The sequence below is a fragment of the Paenibacillus sp. FSL R7-0273 genome (assembly GCF_000758625.1).
GTDB lineage: Bacteria > Bacillota > Bacilli > Paenibacillales > Paenibacillaceae > Paenibacillus_AQ.
Genome location: NZ_CP009283.1, coordinates 4,439,697 through 4,462,503, shown reverse-complemented (window position 1 = coordinate 4,462,503; position 22,807 = coordinate 4,439,697). Strand labels below are relative to the sequence as shown.

General features: G+C 51.6%; 26 protein-coding genes and 1 tRNA gene. 24 read left to right on the top strand and 3 right to left on the bottom strand.

What is annotated here, in order from left to right:
- Positions 1-221 precede the first annotated feature (221 nt).
- The 9 genes from R70723_RS19050 to R70723_RS19010 all read left to right on the top strand — a co-directional run bounded on the left by R70723_RS19050 (position 222) and on the right by R70723_RS19010 (position 7,649).
- On the top strand, positions 222-1,739 hold the full coding sequence (locus R70723_RS19050; RefSeq protein ID WP_039878994.1) for a carboxypeptidase M32: 1,518 nt from the start codon (positions 222-224) through the stop codon (positions 1,737-1,739).
- Between the two features lie 90 nt (positions 1,740-1,829).
- On the top strand, positions 1,830-2,477 hold the full coding sequence (gene trhA / locus R70723_RS19045; RefSeq protein WP_039874356.1) for a PAQR family membrane homeostasis protein TrhA: 648 nt from the start codon (positions 1,830-1,832) through the stop codon (positions 2,475-2,477).
- A 147-nt stretch (positions 2,478-2,624) separates the two neighbouring features.
- Positions 2,625-2,981 (top strand): putative DNA-binding protein, encoded by a 357-nt coding sequence (locus R70723_RS19040; RefSeq protein WP_039874354.1) that lies wholly within the window; start codon positions 2,625-2,627, stop codon positions 2,979-2,981.
- 21 nt (positions 2,982-3,002) lie between these two features.
- The gene (ffh, locus tag R70723_RS19035) at positions 3,003-4,394 is read left to right on the top strand and encodes a signal recognition particle protein (protein ID WP_039874352.1); all 1,392 of its coding nucleotides are present in this window, start codon (positions 3,003-3,005) and stop codon (positions 4,392-4,394) included.
- 377 nt (positions 4,395-4,771) lie between these two features.
- Positions 4,772-5,044, top strand: coding sequence for a 30S ribosomal protein S16 (gene rpsP, locus R70723_RS19030; protein ID WP_036688604.1), 273 nt, complete (start codon positions 4,772-4,774; stop codon positions 5,042-5,044).
- 22 nt (positions 5,045-5,066) lie between these two features.
- Entirely contained in the window at positions 5,067-5,297 is a 231-nt protein-coding gene (locus tag R70723_RS19025; RefSeq protein ID WP_020432321.1) for a KH domain-containing protein, read from the top strand.
- 88 nt (positions 5,298-5,385) lie between these two features.
- Entirely contained in the window at positions 5,386-5,910 is a 525-nt protein-coding gene (rimM, locus tag R70723_RS19020; protein ID WP_039874342.1) for a ribosome maturation factor RimM, read from the top strand.
- Positions 5,910-6,710, top strand: coding sequence for a tRNA (guanosine(37)-N1)-methyltransferase TrmD (gene trmD / locus R70723_RS19015; RefSeq protein ID WP_039878993.1), 801 nt, complete (start codon positions 5,910-5,912; stop codon positions 6,708-6,710). Before rimM ends, trmD begins: the two co-directional genes overlap by 1 nt.
- Positions 6,711-7,575: 865 nt before the next feature.
- Positions 7,576-7,649, top strand: a tRNA-Pro gene (locus R70723_RS19010).
- Between the two features lie 67 nt (positions 7,650-7,716).
- Here the strand turns inward: R70723_RS19010 and R70723_RS19005 are convergent.
- Complete coding sequence (locus tag R70723_RS19005; RefSeq protein ID WP_039874339.1) at positions 7,717-7,905, bottom strand: hypothetical protein; 189 nt, start codon at positions 7,903-7,905, stop codon at positions 7,717-7,719.
- 252 nt (positions 7,906-8,157) lie between these two features.
- On the opposite strand from R70723_RS19005, the gene R70723_RS19000 reads away from it, so the two are divergent.
- On the top strand, positions 8,158-8,406 hold the full coding sequence (locus R70723_RS19000; RefSeq protein WP_039874337.1) for an LSm family protein: 249 nt from the start codon (positions 8,158-8,160) through the stop codon (positions 8,404-8,406).
- A 58-nt stretch (positions 8,407-8,464) separates the two neighbouring features.
- Here the strand turns inward: R70723_RS19000 and R70723_RS18995 are convergent, their stop codons facing one another.
- A complete protein-coding gene (locus tag R70723_RS18995; protein ID WP_039874334.1) occupies positions 8,465-9,448 on the bottom strand; it encodes a DUF4097 family beta strand repeat-containing protein in 984 nt (327 codons plus the stop codon).
- Positions 9,449-9,701: 253 nt separating this feature from the next.
- Here R70723_RS18995 and R70723_RS18990 point away from each other — a divergent pair, with 253 nt between their 5' ends.
- The 11 genes from R70723_RS18990 to R70723_RS18940 all read left to right on the top strand — a co-directional run bounded on the left by R70723_RS18990 (position 9,702) and on the right by R70723_RS18940 (position 19,162).
- Positions 9,702-9,989, top strand: a complete 288-nt coding sequence (locus R70723_RS18990; protein WP_039874332.1) for a hypothetical protein — start codon at positions 9,702-9,704, stop codon at positions 9,987-9,989.
- A gap of 150 nt (positions 9,990-10,139) precedes the next feature.
- Positions 10,140-10,484 (top strand): 50S ribosomal protein L19, encoded by a 345-nt coding sequence (gene rplS, locus R70723_RS18985; RefSeq protein WP_039874330.1) that lies wholly within the window; start codon positions 10,140-10,142, stop codon positions 10,482-10,484.
- 222 nt (positions 10,485-10,706) lie between these two features.
- Complete coding sequence (gene lepB, locus R70723_RS18980) at positions 10,707-11,327, top strand: signal peptidase I (protein WP_039874328.1); 621 nt, start codon at positions 10,707-10,709, stop codon at positions 11,325-11,327.
- Between the two features lie 35 nt (positions 11,328-11,362).
- On the top strand, positions 11,363-12,223 hold the full coding sequence (ylqF, locus tag R70723_RS18975; protein WP_039874325.1) for a ribosome biogenesis GTPase YlqF: 861 nt from the start codon (positions 11,363-11,365) through the stop codon (positions 12,221-12,223).
- 169 nt (positions 12,224-12,392) lie between these two features.
- Positions 12,393-13,019: a ribonuclease HII gene (locus R70723_RS18970; RefSeq protein ID WP_039874322.1), complete on the top strand. Its 627-nt coding sequence runs from the start codon at positions 12,393-12,395 to the stop codon at positions 13,017-13,019.
- 77 nt (positions 13,020-13,096) lie between these two features.
- Entirely contained in the window at positions 13,097-15,316 is a 2,220-nt protein-coding gene (locus tag R70723_RS18965) for a hypothetical protein (RefSeq protein ID WP_039874320.1), read from the top strand.
- Positions 15,313-15,618: an EscU/YscU/HrcU family type III secretion system export apparatus switch protein gene (locus tag R70723_RS18960; protein WP_039874318.1), complete on the top strand. Its 306-nt coding sequence runs from the start codon at positions 15,313-15,315 to the stop codon at positions 15,616-15,618. Before R70723_RS18965 ends, R70723_RS18960 begins: the two co-directional genes overlap by 4 nt.
- Positions 15,615-16,001 (top strand): YraN family protein, encoded by a 387-nt coding sequence (locus tag R70723_RS18955; RefSeq protein WP_039874316.1) that lies wholly within the window; start codon positions 15,615-15,617, stop codon positions 15,999-16,001. The genes R70723_RS18960 and R70723_RS18955 overlap by 4 nt, the downstream gene beginning before the upstream one ends.
- A 141-nt stretch (positions 16,002-16,142) precedes the next feature.
- A complete protein-coding gene (locus R70723_RS18950; protein WP_052421384.1) occupies positions 16,143-16,559 on the top strand; it encodes a hypothetical protein in 417 nt (138 codons plus the stop codon).
- A gap of 181 nt (positions 16,560-16,740) precedes the next feature.
- Positions 16,741-17,250 (top strand): metallophosphoesterase, encoded by a 510-nt coding sequence (locus tag R70723_RS18945; RefSeq protein WP_039874314.1) that lies wholly within the window; start codon positions 16,741-16,743, stop codon positions 17,248-17,250.
- A gap of 181 nt (positions 17,251-17,431) precedes the next feature.
- On the top strand, positions 17,432-19,162 hold the full coding sequence (locus tag R70723_RS18940) for a YifB family Mg chelatase-like AAA ATPase (RefSeq protein ID WP_039878988.1): 1,731 nt from the start codon (positions 17,432-17,434) through the stop codon (positions 19,160-19,162).
- A gap of 146 nt (positions 19,163-19,308) precedes the next feature.
- Here R70723_RS18940 and R70723_RS18935 read toward each other — a convergent pair whose 3' ends face one another.
- Positions 19,309-19,737, bottom strand: a complete 429-nt coding sequence (locus tag R70723_RS18935) for an organic hydroperoxide resistance protein (RefSeq protein ID WP_039874311.1) — start codon at positions 19,735-19,737, stop codon at positions 19,309-19,311.
- 149 nt (positions 19,738-19,886) lie between these two features.
- Here R70723_RS18935 and R70723_RS18930 point away from each other — a divergent pair, with 149 nt between their 5' ends.
- From R70723_RS18930 to sucD, 3 genes are all read left to right on the top strand, one after another.
- Positions 19,887-20,351 (top strand): MarR family winged helix-turn-helix transcriptional regulator, encoded by a 465-nt coding sequence (locus tag R70723_RS18930; RefSeq protein WP_039874309.1) that lies wholly within the window; start codon positions 19,887-19,889, stop codon positions 20,349-20,351.
- A 237-nt stretch (positions 20,352-20,588) separates the two neighbouring features.
- Complete coding sequence (sucC, locus tag R70723_RS18925; RefSeq protein ID WP_039874308.1) at positions 20,589-21,746, top strand: ADP-forming succinate--CoA ligase subunit beta; 1,158 nt, start codon at positions 20,589-20,591, stop codon at positions 21,744-21,746.
- A 46-nt stretch (positions 21,747-21,792) separates the two neighbouring features.
- Positions 21,793-22,722 (top strand): succinate--CoA ligase subunit alpha, encoded by a 930-nt coding sequence (gene sucD, locus R70723_RS18920; RefSeq protein ID WP_039874306.1) that lies wholly within the window; start codon positions 21,793-21,795, stop codon positions 22,720-22,722.
- The last annotated feature ends 85 nt before the right edge of the window (positions 22,723-22,807 follow it).

Below are 22,807 nucleotides of genomic sequence, written 5' to 3'. Positions count from 1 at the left end.
ATGTAGGCTTTGCGTATGTACGCAAGGTTTATTCAATTCAAGCCTGCGCATTCTTTATTCTGTAAATAAAGAACTATTTTAAATTTAAGACGGAATACTCTGAACTGATTATAAGGACTATAATTCCTCGGAGTCAATAACCTGTAAGCAAGTTGATTCCGGCGGATATAAAAAGTATCATCAAGAAGAATAAGGAAAACAGAGAAAGCAGGTGGATGGTAATGGAACAGGCCGTTCAGGACAAATGGGAATCATTTCAGGAATTGTTATCTAAAATCAGCAGCTATAGTGAAGCGATTGGACTCCTTCATTGGGATTTGCAGACAGGTGCGCCCCGCAAAGGGATTGAGGTCCGCTCCGGAACGATCGGGATGCTCACAGGCGAGCTTTTCCGGCTGGAGACGTCTGAGGAGATGGGCGGGTTTACAGCCTTCTTCAGCACTCCGGATGTAGCCTCACAACTGAGCGATGTCCAGAATAAAATCGTCAAGGATTGCCGCAAGGAGTACGAGCGCAGCAAGAGCATTCCGTCCAAAACCTTTGAGGAATACGCCGCGCTGGCCGCCCGTTCCCAAAGCATCTGGGAGGAAGCCAAAGCTAATGATGATTTTGCCTCCTTTGAGCCCTTCTTAAGCAAGATCGTCGCCTTTAAGCAGGAGTTCATTGATTACTGGGGTGTGAAGGATACCCGGTATGATACGCTGCTGGATATGTATGAGCCGGATCTGACCGTTGCCAAAGTGGACGAGCTGTTCGACCGTCTGCGCAGCCGCCTTGTTCCGCTGGTGGAGGCCATCAGTGCTTCCCCTGATAAGCCGGATAAGGAGTTCCTCAGCCAGATTTTTGCAAAAGAGCAGCAGGAGAAGTTCGGCCTGTTCATTCTGGAGCAGATGGGCTATGACTTTGATGCAGGGCGGCTTGACGAGAGTGTGCATCCGTTCGCTACCGGGCTCAACCCTGGGGATGTGCGCATTACGACCAATTATCTGCTGGATAACGTGACCAGTGCGATTTTCAGCTCCCTGCATGAAGGCGGACACGCCCTCTATGAGCAGAATATCAGCAAGGATCTGGTGGGAACACCGCTGTCCGGGGGCACCTCCATGGGTATCCATGAATCCCAGTCCAGACTTTGGGAAAATATGATCGGGCGCAGCCGCGCCTTCTGGCAGCGTTATTACGGCGATCTGCAGCAGCATTTCCCGGAACAGCTCACTGATATTGAAGTGGAGCACTTCTACCGTGCGGTCAACAGCGTTGCGAACTCCTTTATCCGGATTGAAGCGGACGAGCTGACCTATAATCTGCATATCATCATCCGCTATGAGATCGAGAAGCTGATTTTTAATGAAGGGCTGGAGGTTAAAGATCTGCCTAAGACCTGGAACGCCAAGTATCAGGAATATCTGGGCATTACTCCGCCGTCCGATGCGCTGGGTGTACTGCAGGATGTGCACTGGTCCGGAGGGGATTTTGGCTATTTTGCCTCATACTCACTGGGAAATATGTACGCCGCCCAAATGCTGAATACGCTCCGCAAAGAGCTGCCTGAATTCGACAGCCTGATCGCTGAAGGCAATCTGATTCCAATCAAGGAATGGCTGACCGATAAAATCTACCGCTTCGGCAAAAGCCTGACCCCGTCGCAAATTATTGAGCAGGTAACCGGTGAGCCGCTGAACCCGGATTATCTGGCTGATTACCTGGAAACGAAATATAAAGAGCTCTATAATCTGTAGTGTTTCAGCTGCCGGGTGTGCCCGGCAGGCTGGAATGAGAGCCCTTAACAGGATATAATAGAAGAAAACCGCACACGGAAGGATTTTGTTATGGCAAATACTTATACGTACAGCCGCAGAGAAGAGATAGCAAATGCAATTACGCACGGTATCGGTACGGTGCTGAGTGTAGCTGCGCTTGTTCTGCTCGTTGTTTATGCCAGCCTGGAAGGAACGGCCTGGCATGTGGTCAGCTTCTCGATCTATGGAACAACGATGCTGCTGCTGTACCTCAACTCAACTCTGGTGCATAGTCTGCGGGAGGGCAAAGCGAAGGACCTGTTTGAGTTCTTCGATCATTCCTCCATCTATCTGTTCATTGCCGGAACCTATACGCCGTTCCTGCTAGTTGCGATCCGCGGACCGCTGGGCTGGAGCCTGTTCGGTATCGTCTGGGGCGTAGCGTTGTTCGGTGTAGCCTTCAAGGCCTTTTTCGTCAAAAAGTTCCTGTTCATGTCGACGATCTTCTACATCGCCATGGGCTGGCTGATCGTAATCGCCTGGAACCCGCTGTCAGCGGCTGTTGCCGGCGGCGGAATGGCACTGCTGATGACTGGCGGTATCCTGTACACGCTGGGAACGATCTTTTATGTATGGAGAGGGTTTCCGTTCCACCATGCGGTCTGGCATATTTTCGTGCTGGCCGGCAGCGTGACACACTTCTTCGCCGTTCTGATCTACCTGCTGCCGATCCGTTAAAAGCTGTAAAATAACAGGCAACTGATGCATTTTGCATACAAAAAAAGATGACAAGCAAAAAAGCTTGACATCTTTCTTTGTTTTCGGTATCATAAGGGACGTTGTGAAGCTGTAAAGTGTTTTTCCTTGACGAAGGGAGTGCCCTTGATGAGTCAGGAGAATAGGCTCGAGAAGACGAACCGGATTAACCTGTTATTCGCATTCTATGAACGGCTGCTTACTGATAAACAGCAAACGTTTCTGAAATATTATTTCCACGATGATTTCTCCCTGGGAGAGATTGCTGCGGAATTTGAAATCAGCCGCCAGGCCGTGTACGAGCATATCAAGCGTGCCGAGCAGGTGCTGGAGAATTATGAAGAGAAGCTTGGCCTGCTGGCTAAGCATGACGACCGCAACCGTTATTTAGAAGAACTGCGCAGACTGCCTGATAATGGGATGCTGCCTGAGCAATATAAACAGCGGTTCACAGAGCTTGTGGATCGTTTGCAGAGGTTAGAGTAGCATGAAGGGAGCAAGCCGCCTATGGCATTTGAAGGGTTAACCGGAAGATTGCAGAATGTGTTCAGCAAGCTGCGCGGCAAAGGGAAGGTATCCGAGGATGACGTAAACGAAGCCATGCGCGAAGTGCGTCTGGCGCTTCTCGAAGCCGATGTTAACTTCAAGGTCGTCAAGGACTTCGTGTCCAAGGTGAAGGAGAAGTCAGTCGGCAAGGAAGTGATGGACAGCTTTACTCCCGGCATGGTTATCATCGACATCGTTAACAAGGAACTGACCGAGCTGATGGGCGGAAGCCAGGCGAAGCTCGCTAAGGCTAACAAGCCGCCGACTGTAATTATGATGGCAGGTCTGCAGGGGGCCGGTAAGACGACAACCTCAGGCAAGCTGGCCAAGCTGCTGCAGAAGGGCAATCACCGCCCGCTGCTCGTAGCAGGCGATATTTACCGCCCGGCAGCGATCAAGCAGCTGCAAATCCTGGGTGAACAGATTAAAGTTCCGGTATTCGCACTCGGCGACCAGGTCAGTCCGGTAGAGATTGCCAGACAGGCTATCCAGCATGCGAAGGATAATAATCTGGATTATGTGATCATCGATACCGCAGGCCGTCTGCATATTGATGAAGCGCTGATGGATGAGCTGAAGCAGATCCACAGTACAGTGAATCCTGATGAAGTATTGCTTGTAGTCGATGCTATGACCGGTCAGGATGCCGTAAACGTAGCAGAGAGCTTTAACAAGCAGCTTGAGCTTACCGGCGTTGTGCTGACCAAGCTCGACGGTGACACCCGTGGTGGTGCCGCGCTGTCCGTCAAGGCTGTAACCGGCTGCCCGATCAAATTCGCCGCTCTCGGCGAAAAGATCGACGCGCTGGAGCCGTTCCATCCGGAGCGTATGGCCTCCCGTATCCTTGGTATGGGTGACATGCTCTCCCTGATCGAGAAGGCTCAGGCCAATATTGACACCGAGAAAGCGAAGGAAATGGAACGTAAGATGCGTAATGCGGAATTTACGTTCGACGATTTCCTGGAGCAGATGGACCAGGTCAAGAAGCTTGGCCCGATCGACCAGATTCTCGATATGCTGCCTGGCATGAACAAGGCCAAGGGCATGAAGGACCTGAAGGTAGATGACAAGCAGATGGGCCGTGTCGAGGCGATTGTTCATTCCATGACCAAAGCCGAGAAAGCCCAGCCTGAAATCATCAACCATAACCGCCGCAAGCGGATTGCCGCAGGCAGCGGAACGAATGTGGCCGAGGTTAACCGCCTCATCAAGCAATTCGATGAAATGCGCAAGATGATGAAGCAGTTCTCCGGTATGATGGGCGGAATGAGCGGCAAGGGCGGTAAGAAAAACGCCATGAAGCAGCTCAAGAGTCTTGGCGGCAAGGCCGGGATGAAATTCCCTTTCCGTTGATCTAAAAGTTTTGATCTTTAAGGTTTCATCTTTAAGGTTTTGATCTTACCAGATCAGACATAGTACAACATCAGATGATCAAGAGGTTTTCGCTCTTAATCTTTTGACCCTAATCTTTTAAGCAGTAGTTTGTGTTAAACCCGTCGCCCGGTACCGCATCAGTTAAGCGGGTCCCGCCAGGGACGGAAAGCGATCCTTGCTCCCCATCCCAAGATCCCGCCAGTCTGAACGCCCGCGCCAGTTGCACTTAGCGGGTGTCCAGAGGGCAGAGCCCTTGGGGCCCTCCCTTGGAAGGGAGGGTTTGGGAGGGTTCGAAAAGGGGTTTATCACTAAACTCTTCCCATACTTTTTGATACTTTTTTAAGGAGGTGAATTTCGTGGCAGTACGTATTCGTTTGAAAAGAATGGGTGCACATAAAGCGCCTTTCTACCGTGTAGTGGTTTCCGATTCCCGGTCCCCTCGTGACGGTCGTTTTATCGAGGAAATCGGTTACTATAATCCGATTGAACAACCGGCAGTAGTTAAGATCGATGAGGAAAAAGCTCTTAAATGGCTTCAGACAGGTGCACAAGCATCTGATACCGTTCGCAACTTGCTTTCCAAAGCAGGTGTGATGAAGAAGTTCCATGAGCTGAAGCAACAGAAATAATGACTGATTGCGAGGGTCCTCTATGGAAGAATTAGTTGGAGTAATTGCTAAGGCTTTAGTGGATCATCCGGAGGATGTAGCGGTACGGACTGTGGAGAAGGATCACCTGATTGTATATGAGCTCTCCGTACATCCTGATGATGTCGGTAAGGTTATCGGCAAGCAGGGTCGGATCGCCAAAGCGCTCCGTACAGTAGTTACATCGGCAGCAGTCAAGAGCGATAAACGCGTAACCGTAGATATTTTATCTTAACTGATACGCACAAGAAGGGGCTAGGGATAGTATATCCCGGCTCTTTTTTGTTCAAATATAGATAAATGACATTAAAGGAGTGGATATAATGGCAGAAGAATTAACGGTAGGCAGGCTGGTTAACACGCATGGCATCCGCGGGGAAATTAAGATTTTGTCCCATACGGATTTTCCGGAAGTAAGGTTTGCGCCCGGCAAAAAAATGACGGTTATTCCTGCAGACGGCAGTCCTAGATTCGAGGTTACTGTGGAGTCGGCAAGAGAGCATAAGGGGATGTATATCGCCAAGCTTAAGGGCTATACCAACATCAACCAGATTGAAAAGTATAAAGGCAGCATGCTCAAGGTTCCCGGGGATGATCTGGTCGAGCTTCCGGAGAACGAGTACTATTTCCATCACATCGTAGGCTGCGAAGTTTATACCGATCAGGATCTGGACAAGCCGCTGGGCATTATCACGGATATTCTGCAGCCGGGGGCTAATGATGTCTGGGTTGTAAAGCCTGCCAAAGGGCAGGACATTCTGATTCCGGTCATTGATGATGTAGTGCTGGATGTGGATACCGCAGCCAAAAAAATCACTGTGCATCTGATGGAAGGGCTGCTGCCATGATGCGGATTGATGTGCTGACGCTTTTTCCGGAAATGTGTGAAGGGGTATTCAGCACAAGCATCTTGGGCAAGGCCCGTGACAAAGGAATCGTATCGCTGAATGCAGTCAATTTCCGTGACTTTTCCGGCAATAAGCATAACACAGTGGATGATACGCCCTATGGCGGAGGCGGAGGCATGGTGCTGAAGCCGGATCCGATCTTTGCAGCGGTAGAGCATGTGCTGGGGATTCCTCCGGTTACGGCTGAGTCCGTACACGGGGATAGATCTGCTGCAGAAGCAGATCTTGCAGTGAAGCCGCGGATTATCCTTATGTGCCCGCAAGGCAAGACGTATAATCAGAAAATAGCTGAAGAACTGGCCAGGGAGCAGCATCTGATCTTTATCTGCGGACATTATGAGGGTTATGACGAGCGTATCAGAGAGCATCTGGTGACCGATGAGCTGTCGATTGGGGATTATGTACTGACAGGCGGAGAATTGCCGGCCCTGACGGTGATTGATTCTGTAGTGCGTCTGCAGCCGGGTGCGCTTGGCAATGAGACCTCAGCCATAACCGATTCCTTCAGCACGGGTCTTCTGGAATACCCGCATTACACGCGCCCTGCGGAATTCCGCGGCTGGAAGGTGCCCGATATGCTGCTGAGCGGCCATCATGCGAATATCGAGCTGTGGCGGCGCGAGCAGGCTCTGCAGCGCACCCTGGAACGCAGACCTGATCTGCTGGAGACGGCTGAGCTAACGGCGAAGGATATGAAGGCGCTGGAGGAACTGAAACGGCAACGGCAGGAGCAGGCTTAAGTATATTTTTAGTAATAGTAGTCATATTTAACGTCTGTTCAGCGTATATTACGTTGAGGAGGCGTTTTTTGTTATGTCCAAATGGTTATATAAATCTCAGCGGATCAAATACAGGCGCTGCGAGAGCAGACACAAGAGACACAGAAGCTTCACAAAGAAATACGAGCAAATGTGCGTTAGTATCCTTATTTTAGGGTAATGAATAAAGGTGCCGAAATAATATTACTCTATTAGAAGCAGCTTAACTATCGAAAGGAATGAACACAAGTGACTACGAATACGCATGAACCACTCAAGCCAGACGTGGACACTGTCCACAAAGAAGCGGAGCCGCTCCGTACCGTTAATGATATTATTGAGTTCTACACAAACCGTAAATCCAAATTCTCCATATGAATGATCCGGTAACGGATTCAATAAGTCAGTGATTAGCACAAAAGCTTTAAAGCTGTTCCCTGCCGGGTGTAGCTTTAAAGCTTTTTTGTGAGGTCATGCCGCCAGCTTCAGGATCCAGATAACATAAAAAAGACCGTCCGAAGACGGTCTCTCTACCCGAGGCGCTTTGTAAAGCTGTGATCCGTATCCCGCGCCACCAAGGCTAACACTATCAGCCGTTGGTCCGGGTAAGGGATACGTTCAGCATATCATGATTGATGTGAACGCACCTCCTTTCCTTGTGACAAGAGTATAGCATAGCAGTTTAGGAAAATCTATAAAAATTAAAGAATAGTTTTAAATAAAATGCTGGTAAAAAGAGTTTGGAATGATGCAGGGCAGAAGTGAAATTTTTTTTTTGAGTGTGCTGTTTTTCCTAGAATGAAAGCTTTTACTAAAGTATACATATATATAAGAAATACTTTGTTGCCGGGGTATAGCGCAGCCTGGTAGCGCGCACCCTTGGGGTGGGTGAGGCCGCAGGTTCAAATCCTGTTACTCCGATAAAAAAACCGCTTTCTGCAGGAGGACTACTCCTGAGGAAGCGGTTTTTGCTGTGTTAAATGTCCGGCTACTCTATAGTACTCCGGCTGCGTTTCAGCTGAACAATTCCGGTAACCAGTGAATAGGTTCCAACTGCCAGCAGGGCTACGATAGCCCAGGTGTAATTGCGCACGCTATAGGTGAGGGACGCGAACATGATGAAAATGGCGATCCGGAGGACCCCTTCATTCATAAATTTTCTGCTTGCTGCGCTCATGATTCCTGCCTCCTCATAGTAGTTGTAATAGTAGATGTACGAGTCCGAAAGCGTTTTACTATTTATAACCATTATAAACCTTTCCTGGCGAAAAAGACACACTTTGTTCACAAGTACTTTATTTCACAATAAATTCACAATGTCGTTGAAATAAAAAAATAATGCAGCCGCAGACGTATACCTGTACCCCTGCCGTTGCCGCGATATCACGCCCCTCATAAACTACAGCAAACGAATGAGGAGGGGTATCTGGTGGAAGCTTATTACAACTGTCTGCATTGCAAAAACAAAAGGGTACGGATAATGACCAGCGATGGAAAGAAGCATGAAGGGATTATTGTCGACGTCGACCGGAATAATGTATATTTGAAAACCAAGGGCAACGGACGGATGAAAACATCGGCTTTTTATCCCGGCAGCGTATATGGCGGATATTACGGCTACGGCAGTGAAATTTTAACGTTAAGTCTGTTCACACTGCTGGCTATTGCCCTGATCTGACAGCAAAAACGGACTGTCCGGATATCTCCGGGCAGTCCGTTTTTTATTCGTTAGATGACTATTGTATGACTGATATGGCGCCGATCTCGGTGGAAAGCGAAAGCAGCGGTCCGCCTTCGTTGTAATCCTGTTTGCCGTCTGCTACTCCGCTAATGCCGCCCAGCTCACTGGAGGCTTTTACTGTGCAATTAAGACTGCTAGCGAGATGGGCTTTAATAGCACCAATTGCGCTGCTGGCCTTCAGGCTGCTGCCAGTCTCCATTCCTTCAAGCCCGAGCTCAATGCTTCCTGTATCGGTCTGAAGCTTCGATTTACCGGTGATCACTGCTTCCTTCAGTGTAATGGTACCGACATCACTGGTTACATCGAAGCTGCCTTCAAGGCCGTTTAACTCTATAGAGCCGACGTTGCTGGTAATGTCATAGGCTGTGATTCCGGCAGGAATCTCAATTACATAATTGATGCTGAAATCAGAATGCCCGTATTTCTTTTGAGCCCATGTCCATAGGTCTTTCTCCTGGTTTTCCTTGGAGTGGGTGGAGACAGTCAGCCTGCTGCCCTCCTTCTCAATGGAAACCTCGGCGTTTTCGATGATCTTCCGGTCGGTATTAACGGTAAGCGGATTATGGGCAATTATCGTTGCAGATACATTAAGATCGTCTCCCTGTCCGGAGAAAAGCTCGACCCGGCCCACTGCGTTATCGAGATAGATTTTGGTCGAGCCTTCTGCCGGAAGAGAGGTTGTAAGCTCCTGCTGCAGACTGTTCTCTTCTATTTGATCTGCTACCTGGCCAGCAGTCTCCTTGACGGCTTCCTGCACGACCTCTGTTGCTTCTGTTATCCCTTTGCTGATATCCTCTGCAGCCTCGCCTATATCCAGACTGATTGACTCGATAAAGCCGGAGCCGTTGCTTCCGGTCAAGCTTTCTTCAAGCTGCCGGTCAGCGGCTTCCTTGCCCGGAAGATCTCCGCAGCCAGCAAGCAGAATGAGTGAGAATACGGCAACAGCCGCAACAATTGCTGTGTTATGTTTTTTTCTCAATGGTTAACCCTCCAAGTAAAGATTTCTAATTTGCTTATGTATAATCAATAGTATATATTATGGTAAATAATTGAAGAACGGGCCGGAGGCGGGTTGTTCACTGGACTAAAGTCGGGGGCCGGGAAACCTGCTGTAATTTAAACTTTTTTTATGATAAAATATTTTAAAGAAAATCTGTCAAGTGCAGCGGAGCTTGCCGGCAGGAAGATCGCCGGTTACGCAATCAGCAAAGGTTAAGGGAGCGGATGAGCGAATGCTATATGCAGCCTTATTTGTAGTGTTGCTTGTTATTGTTGCTGTTTCTTTAAGGTCCCGGAGCCACAGCAGCAAGCCGGAGGCCCCGAAGGAGGGGGCGGCCAGCAATGTCATATCCATGGACAGACACCGCAAAGCGAAGCAAAGCGCGGTAGAGCAGCCTTGCTCTTCTTGTAAGAAAAAGAACGGCAAGCTGATTTTTTATGCCCAGGATAATGGAAGTGTAGTGGGACTGTGCAAGGACTGCAAAATGAAGGCCAAGAAGCGGGATATGCTGCCGCTCTAAACTAACAATATTTATATTGCACTTGCCCATGTTTTGTGATATTATTATTTCTGTTGTGTGGAATACGGTGGTCCTCTGCGGATAATGAGGGAGAGCAATGAGACTCTCCGGAAGAGGCAAGAACACCTGTACGGAAGGAGGAAGTCCTAAATGAATATCCTACAAGCTATTACTCAAGAGCAACTTCGTAAAGATATCCCTAGTTTTCGTCCAGGTGATACTTTGAAGGTGCACGTAAAAGTTATCGAAGGAACTCGTGAACGGATCCAGTTGTTCGAAGGCGTTGTAATCAAACGCCGCGGCGGTGGAATCAGTGAGACTTTTACAGTTCGTAAAATCTCTTACGGTGTTGGTGTGGAAAGAACTTTCCCAATCAACTCGCCTAAGATCGAGAAACTTGAAGTTGCCCGTCGTGGTAAAGTTCGCCGTGCGAAACTGTACTATCTGCGTGAACTTCGCGGTAAAGCAGCAAGAATTAAAGAAATTCGTCGCTAGAATTAGCGGCAAAGAAAGGGGCTTGAGTTCAAGCCCCTTTCTTTATTCTTACCAGTACCTCCGGTCCTTTTATACAAGCCAGACTTGAACATATATGCCTTAGGATCAGCTTCTTCCGAAAAGGCCTCCTGAAGGAGTATTCGTGGAGGGGTTTTTGGCAGGAGTTTTTTTGTTGTATAGTGGATGTATAGTGAGAGCAGCATAAAGAGAGGACGGTGAACTATGCAGCAGGATTTGCAGCAGGGACAAGGGGATGCTCTGGACCAGAGTGAACAGCCCCCCCAGAAACAGAAAAATGAAGTACTGGAATGGATCAAGGCGATTGCAATTGCATTGGTTCTGGTAATTCTGATCAGATGGCTTTTGTTCAAGCCGTTTATCGTGGACGGACCTTCCATGCAGCCGAACTTCCATACAGGTGAACGGGTTATTGTAAATGAAATCCTCTACGATATCCGCTCCCCGCAGCGCGGTGAGGTTATTGTGTTCCATGTGCCTTCCGAAGGCAGAGATTTTATTAAACGGGTTATTGCGGTGGCCGGAGATACGGTAAAGGTTGAAGGGGATGTTGTTACAGTTAACGGCGAGCCTGTGGACGAAACGTATATCCAGGAAGCCATTGATGCAAGACATGCCAATAATTCCCTCTATAATAACAAAGACTTCCCTAACGAAGAGGTTCCTGACGGTACTGTACCTGAAGGGCATATATTCGTAATGGGGGATAACCGTTCTGACAGTACGGACAGCCGAATGATCGGCTACGTGCCGCTTGAAGATATTGTTGGCCGTGCAGATCTGATCTTCTGGCCGATTCAGGACATTTCGATTATTAACCACTAAATAAAGCTGACAGTAAGTCAGAGGAGGTGACGGCAATGGCCATTCAATGGTTTCCCGGTCATATGACGAGGGCTAGACGGCAAATCGAGGACAAGCTGAAGCTGATTGACGTTGCAATAGAGCTGCTCGATTCCCGTCTGCCGCTTTCAAGCCGCAATCCGATGATTGATGATATTTTACGCGATAAGCCCAGATTGATTATTCTTAATAAGAGTGATCTCGCTGATCCTGCAGCAACACGCCAATGGCTGGCCTATTTCAGGGCTGAAGGGCATGTGGCTCATCCGGTGGATGCTTCCACAGGAACAGGCATTAAGGAAATCCCGGAACAGGTCAAGCTGCTGCTCAAGGAGAAGATTGACCGTCAGATTGCCAAGGGCATGAACCCGCGCGCGAACCGTGCACTCATTGTCGGCATTCCGAATGTCGGTAAATCGACGCTGATCAACAAGATGGCCGGACGGAGTATTGCGTTGACAGGCGACCGTCCGGGTGTGACCAAGGGCCAGCAATGGATCAAGACGGACGGTACCCTGGAGCTGCTCGATACCCCCGGGATTCTATGGCCCAAGTTCGAGGACCAGGAGGTGGGTTACCGCCTGGCTATCACGGGTGCAATCAAAGAAGAGGTTCTTAACGTTGAGGACATTGCCTATTATGCGGTAAAATATCTGATCAAGGATTACGGTTCCCGGTTCAAGGAGCGCTTTGGCATTGACAAGCTTCCTGAGGATACGGAAAATCCGGACGAAATCGTGGCCGTTATGGAAGCAGTCGGGCGCAAGCGCGGCTGTCTGATCAGCGGCGGCCGCGTCGATCTGGAGAAGGCTTCCCGGACGCTGCTGCACGAGCTGCGCGCCGGCAAGCTGGGTACTTTTACGCTGGAGACACCGTAAAGCTTAGTTAGAGATGAGGGCCATCCGGATTACCGGTGGCTCTTTTTTTTGTTGACGTAAAGGGCTGGACGGACTGATTATGAGGATATGGAAGGATGACCCCGGAAGTCTTCGTATGATAAGCTGAGTAGGATAAAGTAAGATAAATGGACATGGCGGTGGAGTGAATATGAGCAGTATAGATATGCTGAGTTTTGAGAAAGCGGGCTGGGAGCAGTCGTACCGCCGGATTGCCGGTGTGGATGAAGTGGGCAGAGGCTGTCTGTTCGGTGATGTGGTGGCTGCTGCGGTTATTTTGCCGGAGGGCCTGATTATAGACGGTGTGGATGACTCAAAGAAGCTGACGGCAAAAAAACGGGATGCCCTGTACGAGATTATTATGGAGCAGGCGCTGGCTGTCTGTGTCGGGCATGTGGAGTCTTCCATTATTGATGAGATCAATATCAAGCAGGCCTCCCGGCTGGCGATGAAAAAAGCAGTGGAGGGCTTAAGCGAGGCGGCCGACTATCTGCTGATTGATGCGGAGAAGGTGGATCTGGCGCTGCCCCAGCAGGCGATTATCAAGGGGGATGCCAACAGCCAGTCTATCGCTGCAGCATCCATTGTCGCCAAAGTGACCCGGGACCGGCTGTGTGAGGGGCTGTGGGAGGAATTATATCCGGACTATGGCATCAAAATACATAAAGGCTATGCAACCAAGCTGCACCGTGAGCAAATTGCCGCTCTTGGTCCGACCCCAATGCACCGGCGCAGCTTTATCGGGAAAATTCTGGCGGAGCAGCAGACTTTATTTTGAGCCGGGAGCTTTTATAAAAAGGGCGGCAAATGCCGATATAATAGAAAATAAGAGCTTTAGAGAGGAGGGAGTGCGGCATGAATATCGGATCTTTGTTCCGCGGTCTGCTGGGCGACAGCAAACCGGGTGAAGCCAAAACGCTGGAGCTGAAGGAAGGACAGGTTGTCCGCGGTGTGGTTCTGAGTGTGTCGGAATCCGGTAAAGAGGCGGTAGTCCAGATTCAGGGAACCCCGGTCCGTGCTGAGCTTGAGACTCCGCTGCAGCCGGGGCAGTCAATGACGCTGCAGGTTGCGCCTCCCGGAGAAGGCGGATTGCCGGTGCTGAAGCCGGTGCCGGCGGGCGATGCCGCACTGGCTTCGCCGCAGAATATGGGCGAAACGCTGGAAATGCTGGGGCTTAAGGAATCGAAGGCCGGCAAGGAGATTGTTCAGGCAATGCAGTCCGGAGGACTTCCGCTGACCAAGGAGACCGCAGCCAAGCTGGAGGCGGTTATGAGCGCCAAGCCGCAAGGGGTCTCTACCTCGGAGTGGCTGGAATCGGCTGTTCTGTCGGTAAAACGGGGGCTGCCGGTTACAGCCGAGAGCGTGAGGGGACTGCAGCAGGCGGTTTTTGGGCCGAAGCTGCATGAGCTGCTGGCTAAGCTTGAGACGGAGCTTAGCTTGTGGGCGCAGCAGGAAGCCGGCAAAGGCAAGCCTGGGGCTTCAGCTACCCGCACAGGCACGGAGACTCCAGCTAATGCAGCTGCTGGAGGGCGTACAGCGGCAGGGGAGGCTGCCGCGGAGACTAAGGCGGGGACACAGCCTGCCAGTCCTCAAGCCGGGTCGCTGACAGCGCTGGCGGAGAATGGAGCGGGTGAGACTGCTGCTGCAAAGGAAGCTGCGGGGCCGGGCAGTAACGCAGTGAAGACAGGCGGGACTGCAGAGAATGCGAAAGGCGCTATGCAGGCAGAAAATACCGGAAGTGCTGATGGTGCTGGAAGTGCGAAAGGCAACGGAAATGCAGAAGGCGCCGGAAGTGCAAGAGGTGCCGGAAGTGCTGAAGGTGAAGGAAGTGCAAGAGGTGCCGGAAGTGCTGAAGGTACAGGAAGTGCAAGAGGTGCGGGAAGTGCTGAAGGTACAGGAAGTGTGAAAGGTGCCGGAAGTGCTGAAGGTACTGGAAGTGCGAAAGGCGCCGGAGGTGCTGAAGGTGCGGGAAGTGTGAAAGGTGCCGGAAGTGTTGAAGGTTCAGGAAATGCGAAAGGCGCCGGAGGTGCTGAAGGCGCAGGGAATGTGAGAGGCACAGGAAATGCTGAAGGTGCAGGAAGTGCTGAAGGTGCAGGAAGTGCGAGAGGCACAGGAAGTGCAGGAGATGGGGAAGGTGCAGGCTCCGCCTCTGCAGCGAGGAATGCAGGCGCCCTGCTCGCGAAGCTGCAGGGCGTGCTCACCGAGCTGCGCGGCACGCTGCCGCAGCTCACAGACCAGGCTGGCGCTGCCGCCCAGCCTGAAGCGGACGCCCCGCCTGCGGCGGCGGGGCAAGACCCTGCCCGCGCGGCTGCACCGCCGCGCGGGGACAGCCCGGCTGCTGCGCAGCAGCCGGGCCAGGCACCCGCTCCTGCCCAAGACGCATCGTCTTGGGTCGGGCGGGTGCTGAAGCTGCTCGGTGCGGAGCACGAGCAGCAGGCAATCCGCGGCGGCACGGCAGCCGCGGGAGGGCGCGAAGCAGCGCTGCCGCCGGCGGCGCTGCAGGCAGCGGCCGGCGGGGCGGATGCCGCCGCCGATACGCTGAAGGGCGTGCTGCTGCAGGTTATGGGCAGCAGCGAGGCCCCGCCCGCGGTCAAGGATGCCGCGGGCCAGCTTGTGGCGCAGCTGACAGGCCAGCAGCTGCTGCTGAATACGGACCGCACCGCGCCGTTCGCGCAGGTGACGCTGTTCCTGCCGCTGCACGGGCCTGACGGCCAGGAGACGGCGTCAGTGCATATCCAGTCAAGGCGTGGCCGCAAAGGTGAGCTGGACGCGGCGAATTGCCGCCTCTGGTTTGACCTGGACATGAAGCAGCTGGGCCAGACCCTGGTGGATGTGCAGGTTGTGGACCGGATTGTCAGCCTGAAGCTGCATAATAACGACCCGTGGATGCTGGAGCTGCTTGAGGGCAGACGGGAGGATATAGCGGCTGCGGTAGAATCCATAGGCTATCAGCTCTCCAGCCTGCGTACCGAGCCGCTGCCGGAGCTGAAGACTGCTGCCTCCGGAGCAGCGGCGGCGGCAAAGCTGGCAGAATTTACTCCCGATTCCTATAAAGGAGTCGATTTCCGGATATGAGTGAGCACGAGAAGCAGGGAATGTCACAACGGATGAAAAAGGCGGTTGCCCTTAAATATACTCCCGGACAGAGCGATGCCCCGGTGGTTGTGGCCAAAGGCCAGGGGGTAATTGCCGAGGCTATCCTGCAGAAAGCCAAAGAGAACGGGGTGGCTGTGCAGGAGGATGCTGCCCTCGTTGAGGTTCTATCCAAGCTGGATCTGGATCAGCAAATACCGCCCGAGCTATACAACCTGGTGGCAGAGATTCTGAGCTTTGTATATCAGAGTGACCGGCAGGCCGGAAAGCGGAACCGTCAATGAGCGGACTCCCGGTAAGCGGAAGGTATAACCGTAAGCTAAAAGGGGCTGCGGCTGAAGCAGCAGCAGCACTCTATCTGGCCTCACGGGGCTATACTGTGCTAGAGAGGAATTGGCGCTGCCGCAGCGGTGAGCTCGACCTCATTGCGGAATATCAGGGCGTACTGGTTTTCATCGAGGTGCGCAGCCGCAGCGGAAGCCCGCTGCCGGGTACGCCGGAGGAGTCGGTGGATGCCCGCAAAATCCGTAAGGTGCGCAGCACAGCCAAGGTCTATTTGCACATGAGGAATCAAGAGGAGTGCGCCGTTTCATTTGATGTAATTAGTGTGCAGCTGAATCCGGATTTAAGCGTCGCTGCACTCCGGCATATCCGGGAGGCTTTTTGAACAAGGAGCGGCTCGTTCCTTTCCGAATGGAGTCTGAATTTGAGGCCAGTCCTGGTGCGGATGTGCTGATTGGGTCATTCCTCCAAGGAAATGGGTAAACATTATTGTGACTTTTAATGCTACCATGAGGAGGCTGTTCCCGTGAATAACCAACCGGTTAATATACAGGTGAGCTTTGCTTGCCAATATTGTGATCACAAGATAGAAGTGGATATGGGAGAGCGGCCTTCAGCGGTGATCTGCTGCAGCAAGTGCAGCAAGAGCTTTACCATTATGCGTCCCGCTATTGCGGAGGAAATCCTGATCGACTGGGAGAATGAGGCGCTGATCCAGAAGATCAGAGCTGAAAAAAGCTTGAGCAGCCACAGCAGTCTTATGTCACTCGTCATCCGGGTGATCGAGCTGCTGACCTGGCGCGACCGGGGGAATGGTCAGGTTGAGGCGATTAAGGAAATGCGCAAATGGCTGGTGGAGCATGAAGAGATCCCTTCATTGGCGGAATTGATTCATTTAGACTCCAACCAGCGTTCGAGCAAGCGGGACTGGCCTAAAGGATAAACCAAAAAAGGCTGGACTTAGGCTTACGCTGATCCCGGATGCCGTTCTGAAAGAACAGCCCGATGGTAAGCTGTTTTAATGAAGGTTTTGGAAGCTTAAGCCCCACTATGTGGGGTTCGTTCCTACCAAGTCCATTCTTTATGCGGGGACATCATTCTTTACATAACGGGAGGGTTATAGAATGCCGGGTGTCTTTTTTACATCGGACCATCATTTTGGACATAAGCTGATAATAGATTTTGAGTCACGGCCCTTCGCAAATGTGCAGGATATGGATCAGGCGATGATTGAGAGCTGGAATGCTGTGGTGGGAGCGGGAGATACTGTTTTTCATCTGGGGGATTTTTCGTTCCTCGGACTCGAAGCGACGCGTGACATTATCAGCCGCCTGCAGGGCTACAAAATACTGATCCTGGGCAATCACGACCGCGGCCGCGGTCGGAGCTGGTGGCTGGAGGCGGGCTTTGACGAGGTCAGTGAATACCCGCTAATCTATAAGGATTTTTTCTTCCTTTCCCATGAGCCGATGTATATGAATAAGCATATGCCTTACGTAAATGTGCACGGTCATATTCATGGGCAGAAATATGAAGGGAAGCATCATTATAATATTTGCGTAGAGCATACCGGGTATAAGCCGCTGTCATTTGAAGCGATTAGAGACGCGGTTACCGTCAGTGAGGAAGGTTAGACATTTTCATAAATATGCACAAGTGCTGCCGTTCCGGGCAGCTATGCATTGCTTGATCAGACATGCCTGTAACTGTATACTGTTATTAAATAGCAAGACTGCGGAAAATGAGGAAGCACCCTTTTTCTTGAGTGATGACGCCCTGCGCGGGCGTATTTCAGGAGAAGAGGTGTTTTTTGTTATGTACGGAAAAATGCACAGTGCCTGCCTGTATGGCATCGAAGGTGTGATGATCGGTGTTGAGATTGATCTGTCCAACGGCTTGCCCCAGACCAGTATTATCGGCTTACCTGATTCAGCTATCCGCGAAGCGGTGGAAAGAGTACGCGCAGCGGTCAAAAACTGCGGATACCGCTATCCCCAGCAGCGGGTTACAGTCAATCTCGCTCCTGCAGATTTGCGCAAGGAGGGCTCAGCCTTCGATCTGGCGATTGCACTGGGTATTCTTACAACCAGCGGGCAATTGCTGATGCCGGCGGCTGCAGAAATGCTGCTGATCGGCGAGCTGGCTCTTGACGGGAGCCTCAGACCGGTGACAGGTGTCCTGCCGATGGTTGAAGCTGCCCGGCGCTCCGGCCTTCAGAGAGTGCTGGTGCCGCACGGCAATGCGGCTGAGGCTGCGTTAATCAGCGGCATGGCTGTCTATGCAGCCGGTCATCTGCGTGAGCTTCCTCAGCCTGCTGACAAAATAACGGTGTCGGCTGCCGGTCAGGCTGAAGGACCCGTTGAGAAGTCGGTTAATCCGGAAGCTGCAGCAGCTTCTGCAGTACATCCGGAAAGTGAGCCGCTGCTCCCGTTTCCGGTTACTGTAATGGAGCATAAGAATGATTCCGGCCGCAGCTGCCAGCCGGTCATGGCACTTGATCTTGAGCACTTACGGTATATTCCGGAAGCCTATGCAAGCAGCGCCTTTAGTCCGTCAGAAGGATTGTTAAAGGAGGATTATGCAGATGTGCTTGGGCAGAGCCATGTGAAGCGGGCTTTGACAATTGCAGCCGCCGGTATGCACAATATTGTACTGGTAGGCCCGCCCGGAACCGGCAAAACCATGATGATCAAGAGGCTGCCTGGTATCCTTCAGGAGCTAAATGACAGTGAATCACTGGAGGTCACCAAAATATTCAGCGCGGCCGGCAAGCTGACGGATACCCGCAACGGGCTTTTGCGCAGCAGGCCTTTCCGTGCCCCGCATCATACCATTTCAGCAGCCGGTCTGATCGGCGGAGGGGGTATACCTAAGCCGGGTGAGGTCAGCCTGGCTCACCGTGGGGTGCTTTTTCTGGATGAGCTGCCTGAATTCTCGCGCAATGTGCTTGAGGTGCTGCGGCAGCCGCTGGAGGATAGCGAGGTTACAATAAGCCGCGCCCGTGCTGCGTTCACCTTTCCAGCCCGTTTTTTGCTGGCCTGCTCGATGAATCCGTGCAGCTGCGGGTATTTGGGGAATGCCGGAGCCCAGCAGCGGTGCACCTGCAGCCCGGCGAAGATTGCCCAGTACCGGGCCAAAATCTCCGGCCCGCTGCTGGACCGGATTGATATGCAGGTGGATGTTCCCCGTCCTTCAGACTGGAACGGGCAGAGCCCGGCCCTATCGTCTGCAGAAATGCGCAAAGACGTACTGAGAGCCCAGCAGTTTCAGGCAGAGCGCTACAGCAAGCTCCCTATTTCCTGGAACAGTGAGCTATCGGGAGCGGCTCTCCGCCGGTATGCTGCCCTAAATAAAGAGAGCAGCATACTGCTGCAAGGAATATTGGAGAGCCTGGGTCTGAGCATGCGGGCGCATGACCGGATTATTAAGCTCGCCCGGACCATTGCCGACCTTGAGGGTGCGGCAGCGATCAGCTCTGCCCACCTGGCGGAAGCTGTGCAATACCGGAATCTGGACCGGCAGGTCGTAACAGAGGAGCTGTTCTGAATCTTTTCCTTCATTATATATGTCCGTTTACAGCTTTAATCCCTTAGCGAAGCTGCGTATTAGCAGTCTGCAGCATAAACAAGCCGCCCGGATCTGTTCCGGACGGCTTGTTTCATACCGGGATAATTCACCGGCAAATGAAAAGCTTAAAGCACATTAAGCTCAACAGCAATGTTGCCGCGGGTAGCGCGGGAATAAGGGCAGGCGCCATGTGCGGCTTCTACAAGCTGCTTGGCAGTTTCGTGGTCAACACCCTTTACCAGCACGTCAAGCTTCACAGCGATGCCGAAGCCGCCGTCCTCAACCTTTCCAAAGCTTACAGTAGCGGTAACCTCGCTGCCTTCAATTTTTATTTTACCGAGCCGGGCTACCATATTCAGTGCGCTGTCAAAGCAGGCGGAATATCCGGCTGCAAACAGCTGCTCGGGATTAGTGCCTTCTCCGCCGGCTCCGCCCATTTCGCGGGGTGTGCTGATGGTCAGGTTCAGCTTAGGGCTTTCAGATTCAATATAACCGTTTCTTCCGCCTACCGCTTTTACTGTTGTTTCATACATTTTTTGTTGAATAGTCATCATAATTAATCACTCCTGTTTTGTATTTAATAAACATTGTACACAATTTAATTTAACACAAAATATAATATAGTCAATAAATTTTTTGCTATTAACATGATATTGCAAGTGAATTGTGATAAAATAACGACATAAAGGCAGGTGAAGAAAAAATGCAAGAACCAACAACTACCCCTGAACTGATGCTTGATAATCAGCTGTGCTTTACGATCTACGCATGCTCGCGTGAATTTACGAAGCTGTATCAGCCTCATCTAGACAAAATCGGACTAACATATTCGCAATATCTGGTTATGATTGTGCTGTGGGAGAAGCAGCAGTGTACGGTTAAGGAGCTTGGCGAAGCCCTGTTCCTGGATTCAGGCACGCTGACTCCGCTGCTGAAGCGGCTGCAGGCCGCAGGCCTTATTCTTCGTGAACGTTCCCTGCAGGATGAACGGAAGGTGCTCATCTCGCTGACCGAAAAAGGCTGGGAGCTGAAGAACGAAGCTGTATGTATTCCGGCCAAAATGGCAGAAGGCGCGATGCTCTCCGCTGAGGAATTTGTCCATCTTCTGGGCCAGTTCAAGGACCTGCTGGGAAGGGTTCATGAAGCAAATAACAAAGCATCTAAATAGTAGTACAAGCCTGTGTCAATGCAACCGTTCGCATTCCGGCATGAAATCAAGCGAAAATATATGTATAAATAGTGAAAGTTTTTGAGGAAAGCGGAATTGAATCATGTTACAATATTCTGGGTTTCACTTTATATACTATAGGTAGGTGCAAATCTGTACCCCGCTGATCAAAACGGAATGCGGCATGGCTGCAGGCTGCCTGCATAAGCCGCCGCAACACTTTAGGAGGCTTCCGGTATGAATATCCACGAGTATCAGGGAAAAGAAGTACTTAAGAAGTACGGCGTTGCCGTACCGAACGGAAAAGTAGCTTATACAGTGGAGGAAGCAGTAGAAGCTGCGGCATCACTCGGTACACCGGTGGTGGTAGTGAAGGCTCAGATTCATGCAGGCGGAAGAGGAAAGGCCGGAGGGGTCAAGGTTGCCAAGTCCCTGGATGAGGTCCGCACCTATGCGGGCGAAATTCTCGGAAAGACACTGGTAACCCATCAGACCGGACCGGAGGGCAAGGAAGTGAAGCGGCTGCTTATTGAAGAGGGCTGCCAGATTGCCAAGGAATACTATATTGGAATTGTCGTAGACCGCAGCTCCGGCCGGGTAGTTATGATGGCCTCCGAAGAAGGCGGAACGGAAATTGAAGAGGTGGCAGCATCCCATCCGGAGAAAATTTTTAAGGAAATCATTGATCCGGCTGTAGGACTGCAGACCTTCCAGGCACGCAAACTGGCTTACAGCATCGCTATCCCGAATGAGCTGGTCAATAAAGCGGTCAAGTTCATGCAAGCGCTCTATTTGGCTTTTGTGGATAAAGATTGCTCGATTGCCGAGATTAATCCGCTGGTTGTGACTGCTGACGGAAATGTAATGGCACTTGATGCCAAACTGAATTTTGACTCCAATGCTTTGTTCCGCCATAAGGATATTCAAGAGCTTCGTGACCTTGATGAAGAAGACGAGAAAGAGATCGAAGCCTCCAAATTTGATCTCAGCTATATCGCCCTGGACGGCAATATCGGCTGTATGGTCAATGGTGCGGGGCTGGCCATGGCGACAATGGATATCATTAAATATTACGGCGGCGAGCCGGCCAATTTCCTGGATGTAGGGGGCGGTGCGACGACTGAGAAGGTTACCGAAGCGTTCAAAATCATTTTGTCTGACGATAAGGTGAACGGCATCTTTGTCAATATATTCGGCGGCATTATGCGCTGTGATGTTATTGCTGAGGGTGTGGTGGAAGCGGCCCGGCAGCTGGGTCTGACCAAACCGCTCGTTGTCCGGCTTGAAGGCACCAATGTGGCACTCGGCAAGCAGATTCTGGCCGGCTCCGGACTCAATATCGTGGCAGCAGATTCCATGGCGGACGGCGCCCGTAAAATTGTGTCTCTTGTGTAACCCCGTACTCGTATTCGACAAACTAAGTAGGGATGTGACCTAAATCATGAGCATTCTTGTAGATAAAAATACGAAAGTGATCACACAGGGAATCACCGGCTCGACAGGCCTGTTCCATACCAAAGGTGCACTGGATTACGGGACCCAGATGGTAGGAGGAGTAACTCCGGGCAAAGGCGGAACCTCTGTTACTATTACTCTGGAAAACGGGAGCGAGGTAAGCCTGCCGGTATTCGATACTGTTGTCCAGGCCAAGGCTGCAACCGGTGCGACAGCCAGTGTGATTTATGTGCCGCCGGCTTTTGCTGCGGATTCCATCATGGAAGCGGTTGATGCCGGGCTGGAGCTCGTTATCTGCATTACCGAAGGCATTCCGGTGCTGGATATGGTCAAGGTATCGCGTTATATGGAAGGAAAGTCCACCGTGCTTATCGGACCTAACTGTCCGGGGGTTATTACTCCGGGAGAGTGTAAAATCGGCATCATGCCGGGCTATATCCATACCCCCGGGTATGTAGGCGTAGTCTCCCGCAGTGGAACCCTTACCTATGAAGCGGTGCACCAGCTGACTGAACGCGGGATCGGGCAGTCCTCGGCTGTCGGAATCGGCGGCGATCCGGTTAAAGGCTCGGAGTTTATTGATATTCTGAAGCTGTTTAATGAAGATCCCGGCACAAAGGCAGTCATTATGATCGGCGAGATCGGCGGAACGGCAGAGGAAGAGGCTGCGCTGTGGATCAAAGAGAACATGACGAAGCCTGTGGTCGGATTTATCGGCGGGGTTACGGCACCTCCGGGCAAACGGATGGGCCATGCCGGAGCGATTATTTCCGGGGGCAAGGGCACTGCCAGCGAAAAAATCGCTGTGCTTGAGTCCTGCGGAATCAGGGTCGCGCCAACTCCGGCCGAAATGGGATCAACGCTGGTGAGTGTGCTGGAGGAGCGCGGTATTTTGAACGCTTTTACCACGCATTAATTCTGATACGGTGAAGCTTTGTCCAAAAAATCATTGTGCTGCTATTCATCAAGTAGTATGATTTGTTAAAGGTAAGCAACCTTTT

Coding starts and splice junctions, on each gene's coding strand:
- R70723_RS18970 (WP_039874322.1), top strand. CDS start 12,393: ATGAGCAGTATAGATATGCTGAGTTTTGAGAAAGCGGGCTGGGAGCAG.
- R70723_RS18930 (WP_039874309.1), top strand. CDS start 19,887: ATGCAAGAACCAACAACTACCCCTGAACTGATGCTTGATAATCAGCTG.
- sucC (WP_039874308.1), top strand. CDS start 20,589: ATGAATATCCACGAGTATCAGGGAAAAGAAGTACTTAAGAAGTACGGC.
- R70723_RS18940 (WP_039878988.1), top strand. CDS start 17,432: ATGTACGGAAAAATGCACAGTGCCTGCCTGTATGGCATCGAAGGTGTG.
- R70723_RS18945 (WP_039874314.1), top strand. CDS start 16,741: ATGCCGGGTGTCTTTTTTACATCGGACCATCATTTTGGACATAAGCTG.
- R70723_RS19025 (WP_020432321.1), top strand. CDS start 5,067: ATGGAAGAATTAGTTGGAGTAATTGCTAAGGCTTTAGTGGATCATCCG.
- R70723_RS19040 (WP_039874354.1), top strand. CDS start 2,625: ATGAGTCAGGAGAATAGGCTCGAGAAGACGAACCGGATTAACCTGTTA.
- rimM (WP_039874342.1), top strand. CDS start 5,386: ATGGCAGAAGAATTAACGGTAGGCAGGCTGGTTAACACGCATGGCATC.
- R70723_RS18935 (WP_039874311.1), bottom strand. CDS start 19,737: ATGATGACTATTCAACAAAAAATGTATGAAACAACAGTAAAAGCGGTA.
- ylqF (WP_039874325.1), top strand. CDS start 11,363: ATGGCCATTCAATGGTTTCCCGGTCATATGACGAGGGCTAGACGGCAA.
- R70723_RS19050 (WP_039878994.1), top strand. CDS start 222: ATGGAACAGGCCGTTCAGGACAAATGGGAATCATTTCAGGAATTGTTA.
- R70723_RS19005 (WP_039874339.1), bottom strand. CDS start 7,905: ATGAGCGCAGCAAGCAGAAAATTTATGAATGAAGGGGTCCTCCGGATC.
- trmD (WP_039878993.1), top strand. CDS start 5,910: ATGCGGATTGATGTGCTGACGCTTTTTCCGGAAATGTGTGAAGGGGTA.
- sucD (WP_039874306.1), top strand. CDS start 21,793: ATGAGCATTCTTGTAGATAAAAATACGAAAGTGATCACACAGGGAATC.
- trhA (WP_039874356.1), top strand. CDS start 1,830: ATGGCAAATACTTATACGTACAGCCGCAGAGAAGAGATAGCAAATGCA.
- R70723_RS18990 (WP_039874332.1), top strand. CDS start 9,702: ATGCTATATGCAGCCTTATTTGTAGTGTTGCTTGTTATTGTTGCTGTT.
- ffh (WP_039874352.1), top strand. CDS start 3,003: ATGGCATTTGAAGGGTTAACCGGAAGATTGCAGAATGTGTTCAGCAAG.
- R70723_RS18960 (WP_039874318.1), top strand. CDS start 15,313: ATGAGTGAGCACGAGAAGCAGGGAATGTCACAACGGATGAAAAAGGCG.
- rplS (WP_039874330.1), top strand. CDS start 10,140: ATGAATATCCTACAAGCTATTACTCAAGAGCAACTTCGTAAAGATATC.
- R70723_RS18965 (WP_039874320.1), top strand. CDS start 13,097: ATGAATATCGGATCTTTGTTCCGCGGTCTGCTGGGCGACAGCAAACCG.
- R70723_RS18955 (WP_039874316.1), top strand. CDS start 15,615: ATGAGCGGACTCCCGGTAAGCGGAAGGTATAACCGTAAGCTAAAAGGG.
- lepB (WP_039874328.1), top strand. CDS start 10,707: ATGCAGCAGGATTTGCAGCAGGGACAAGGGGATGCTCTGGACCAGAGT.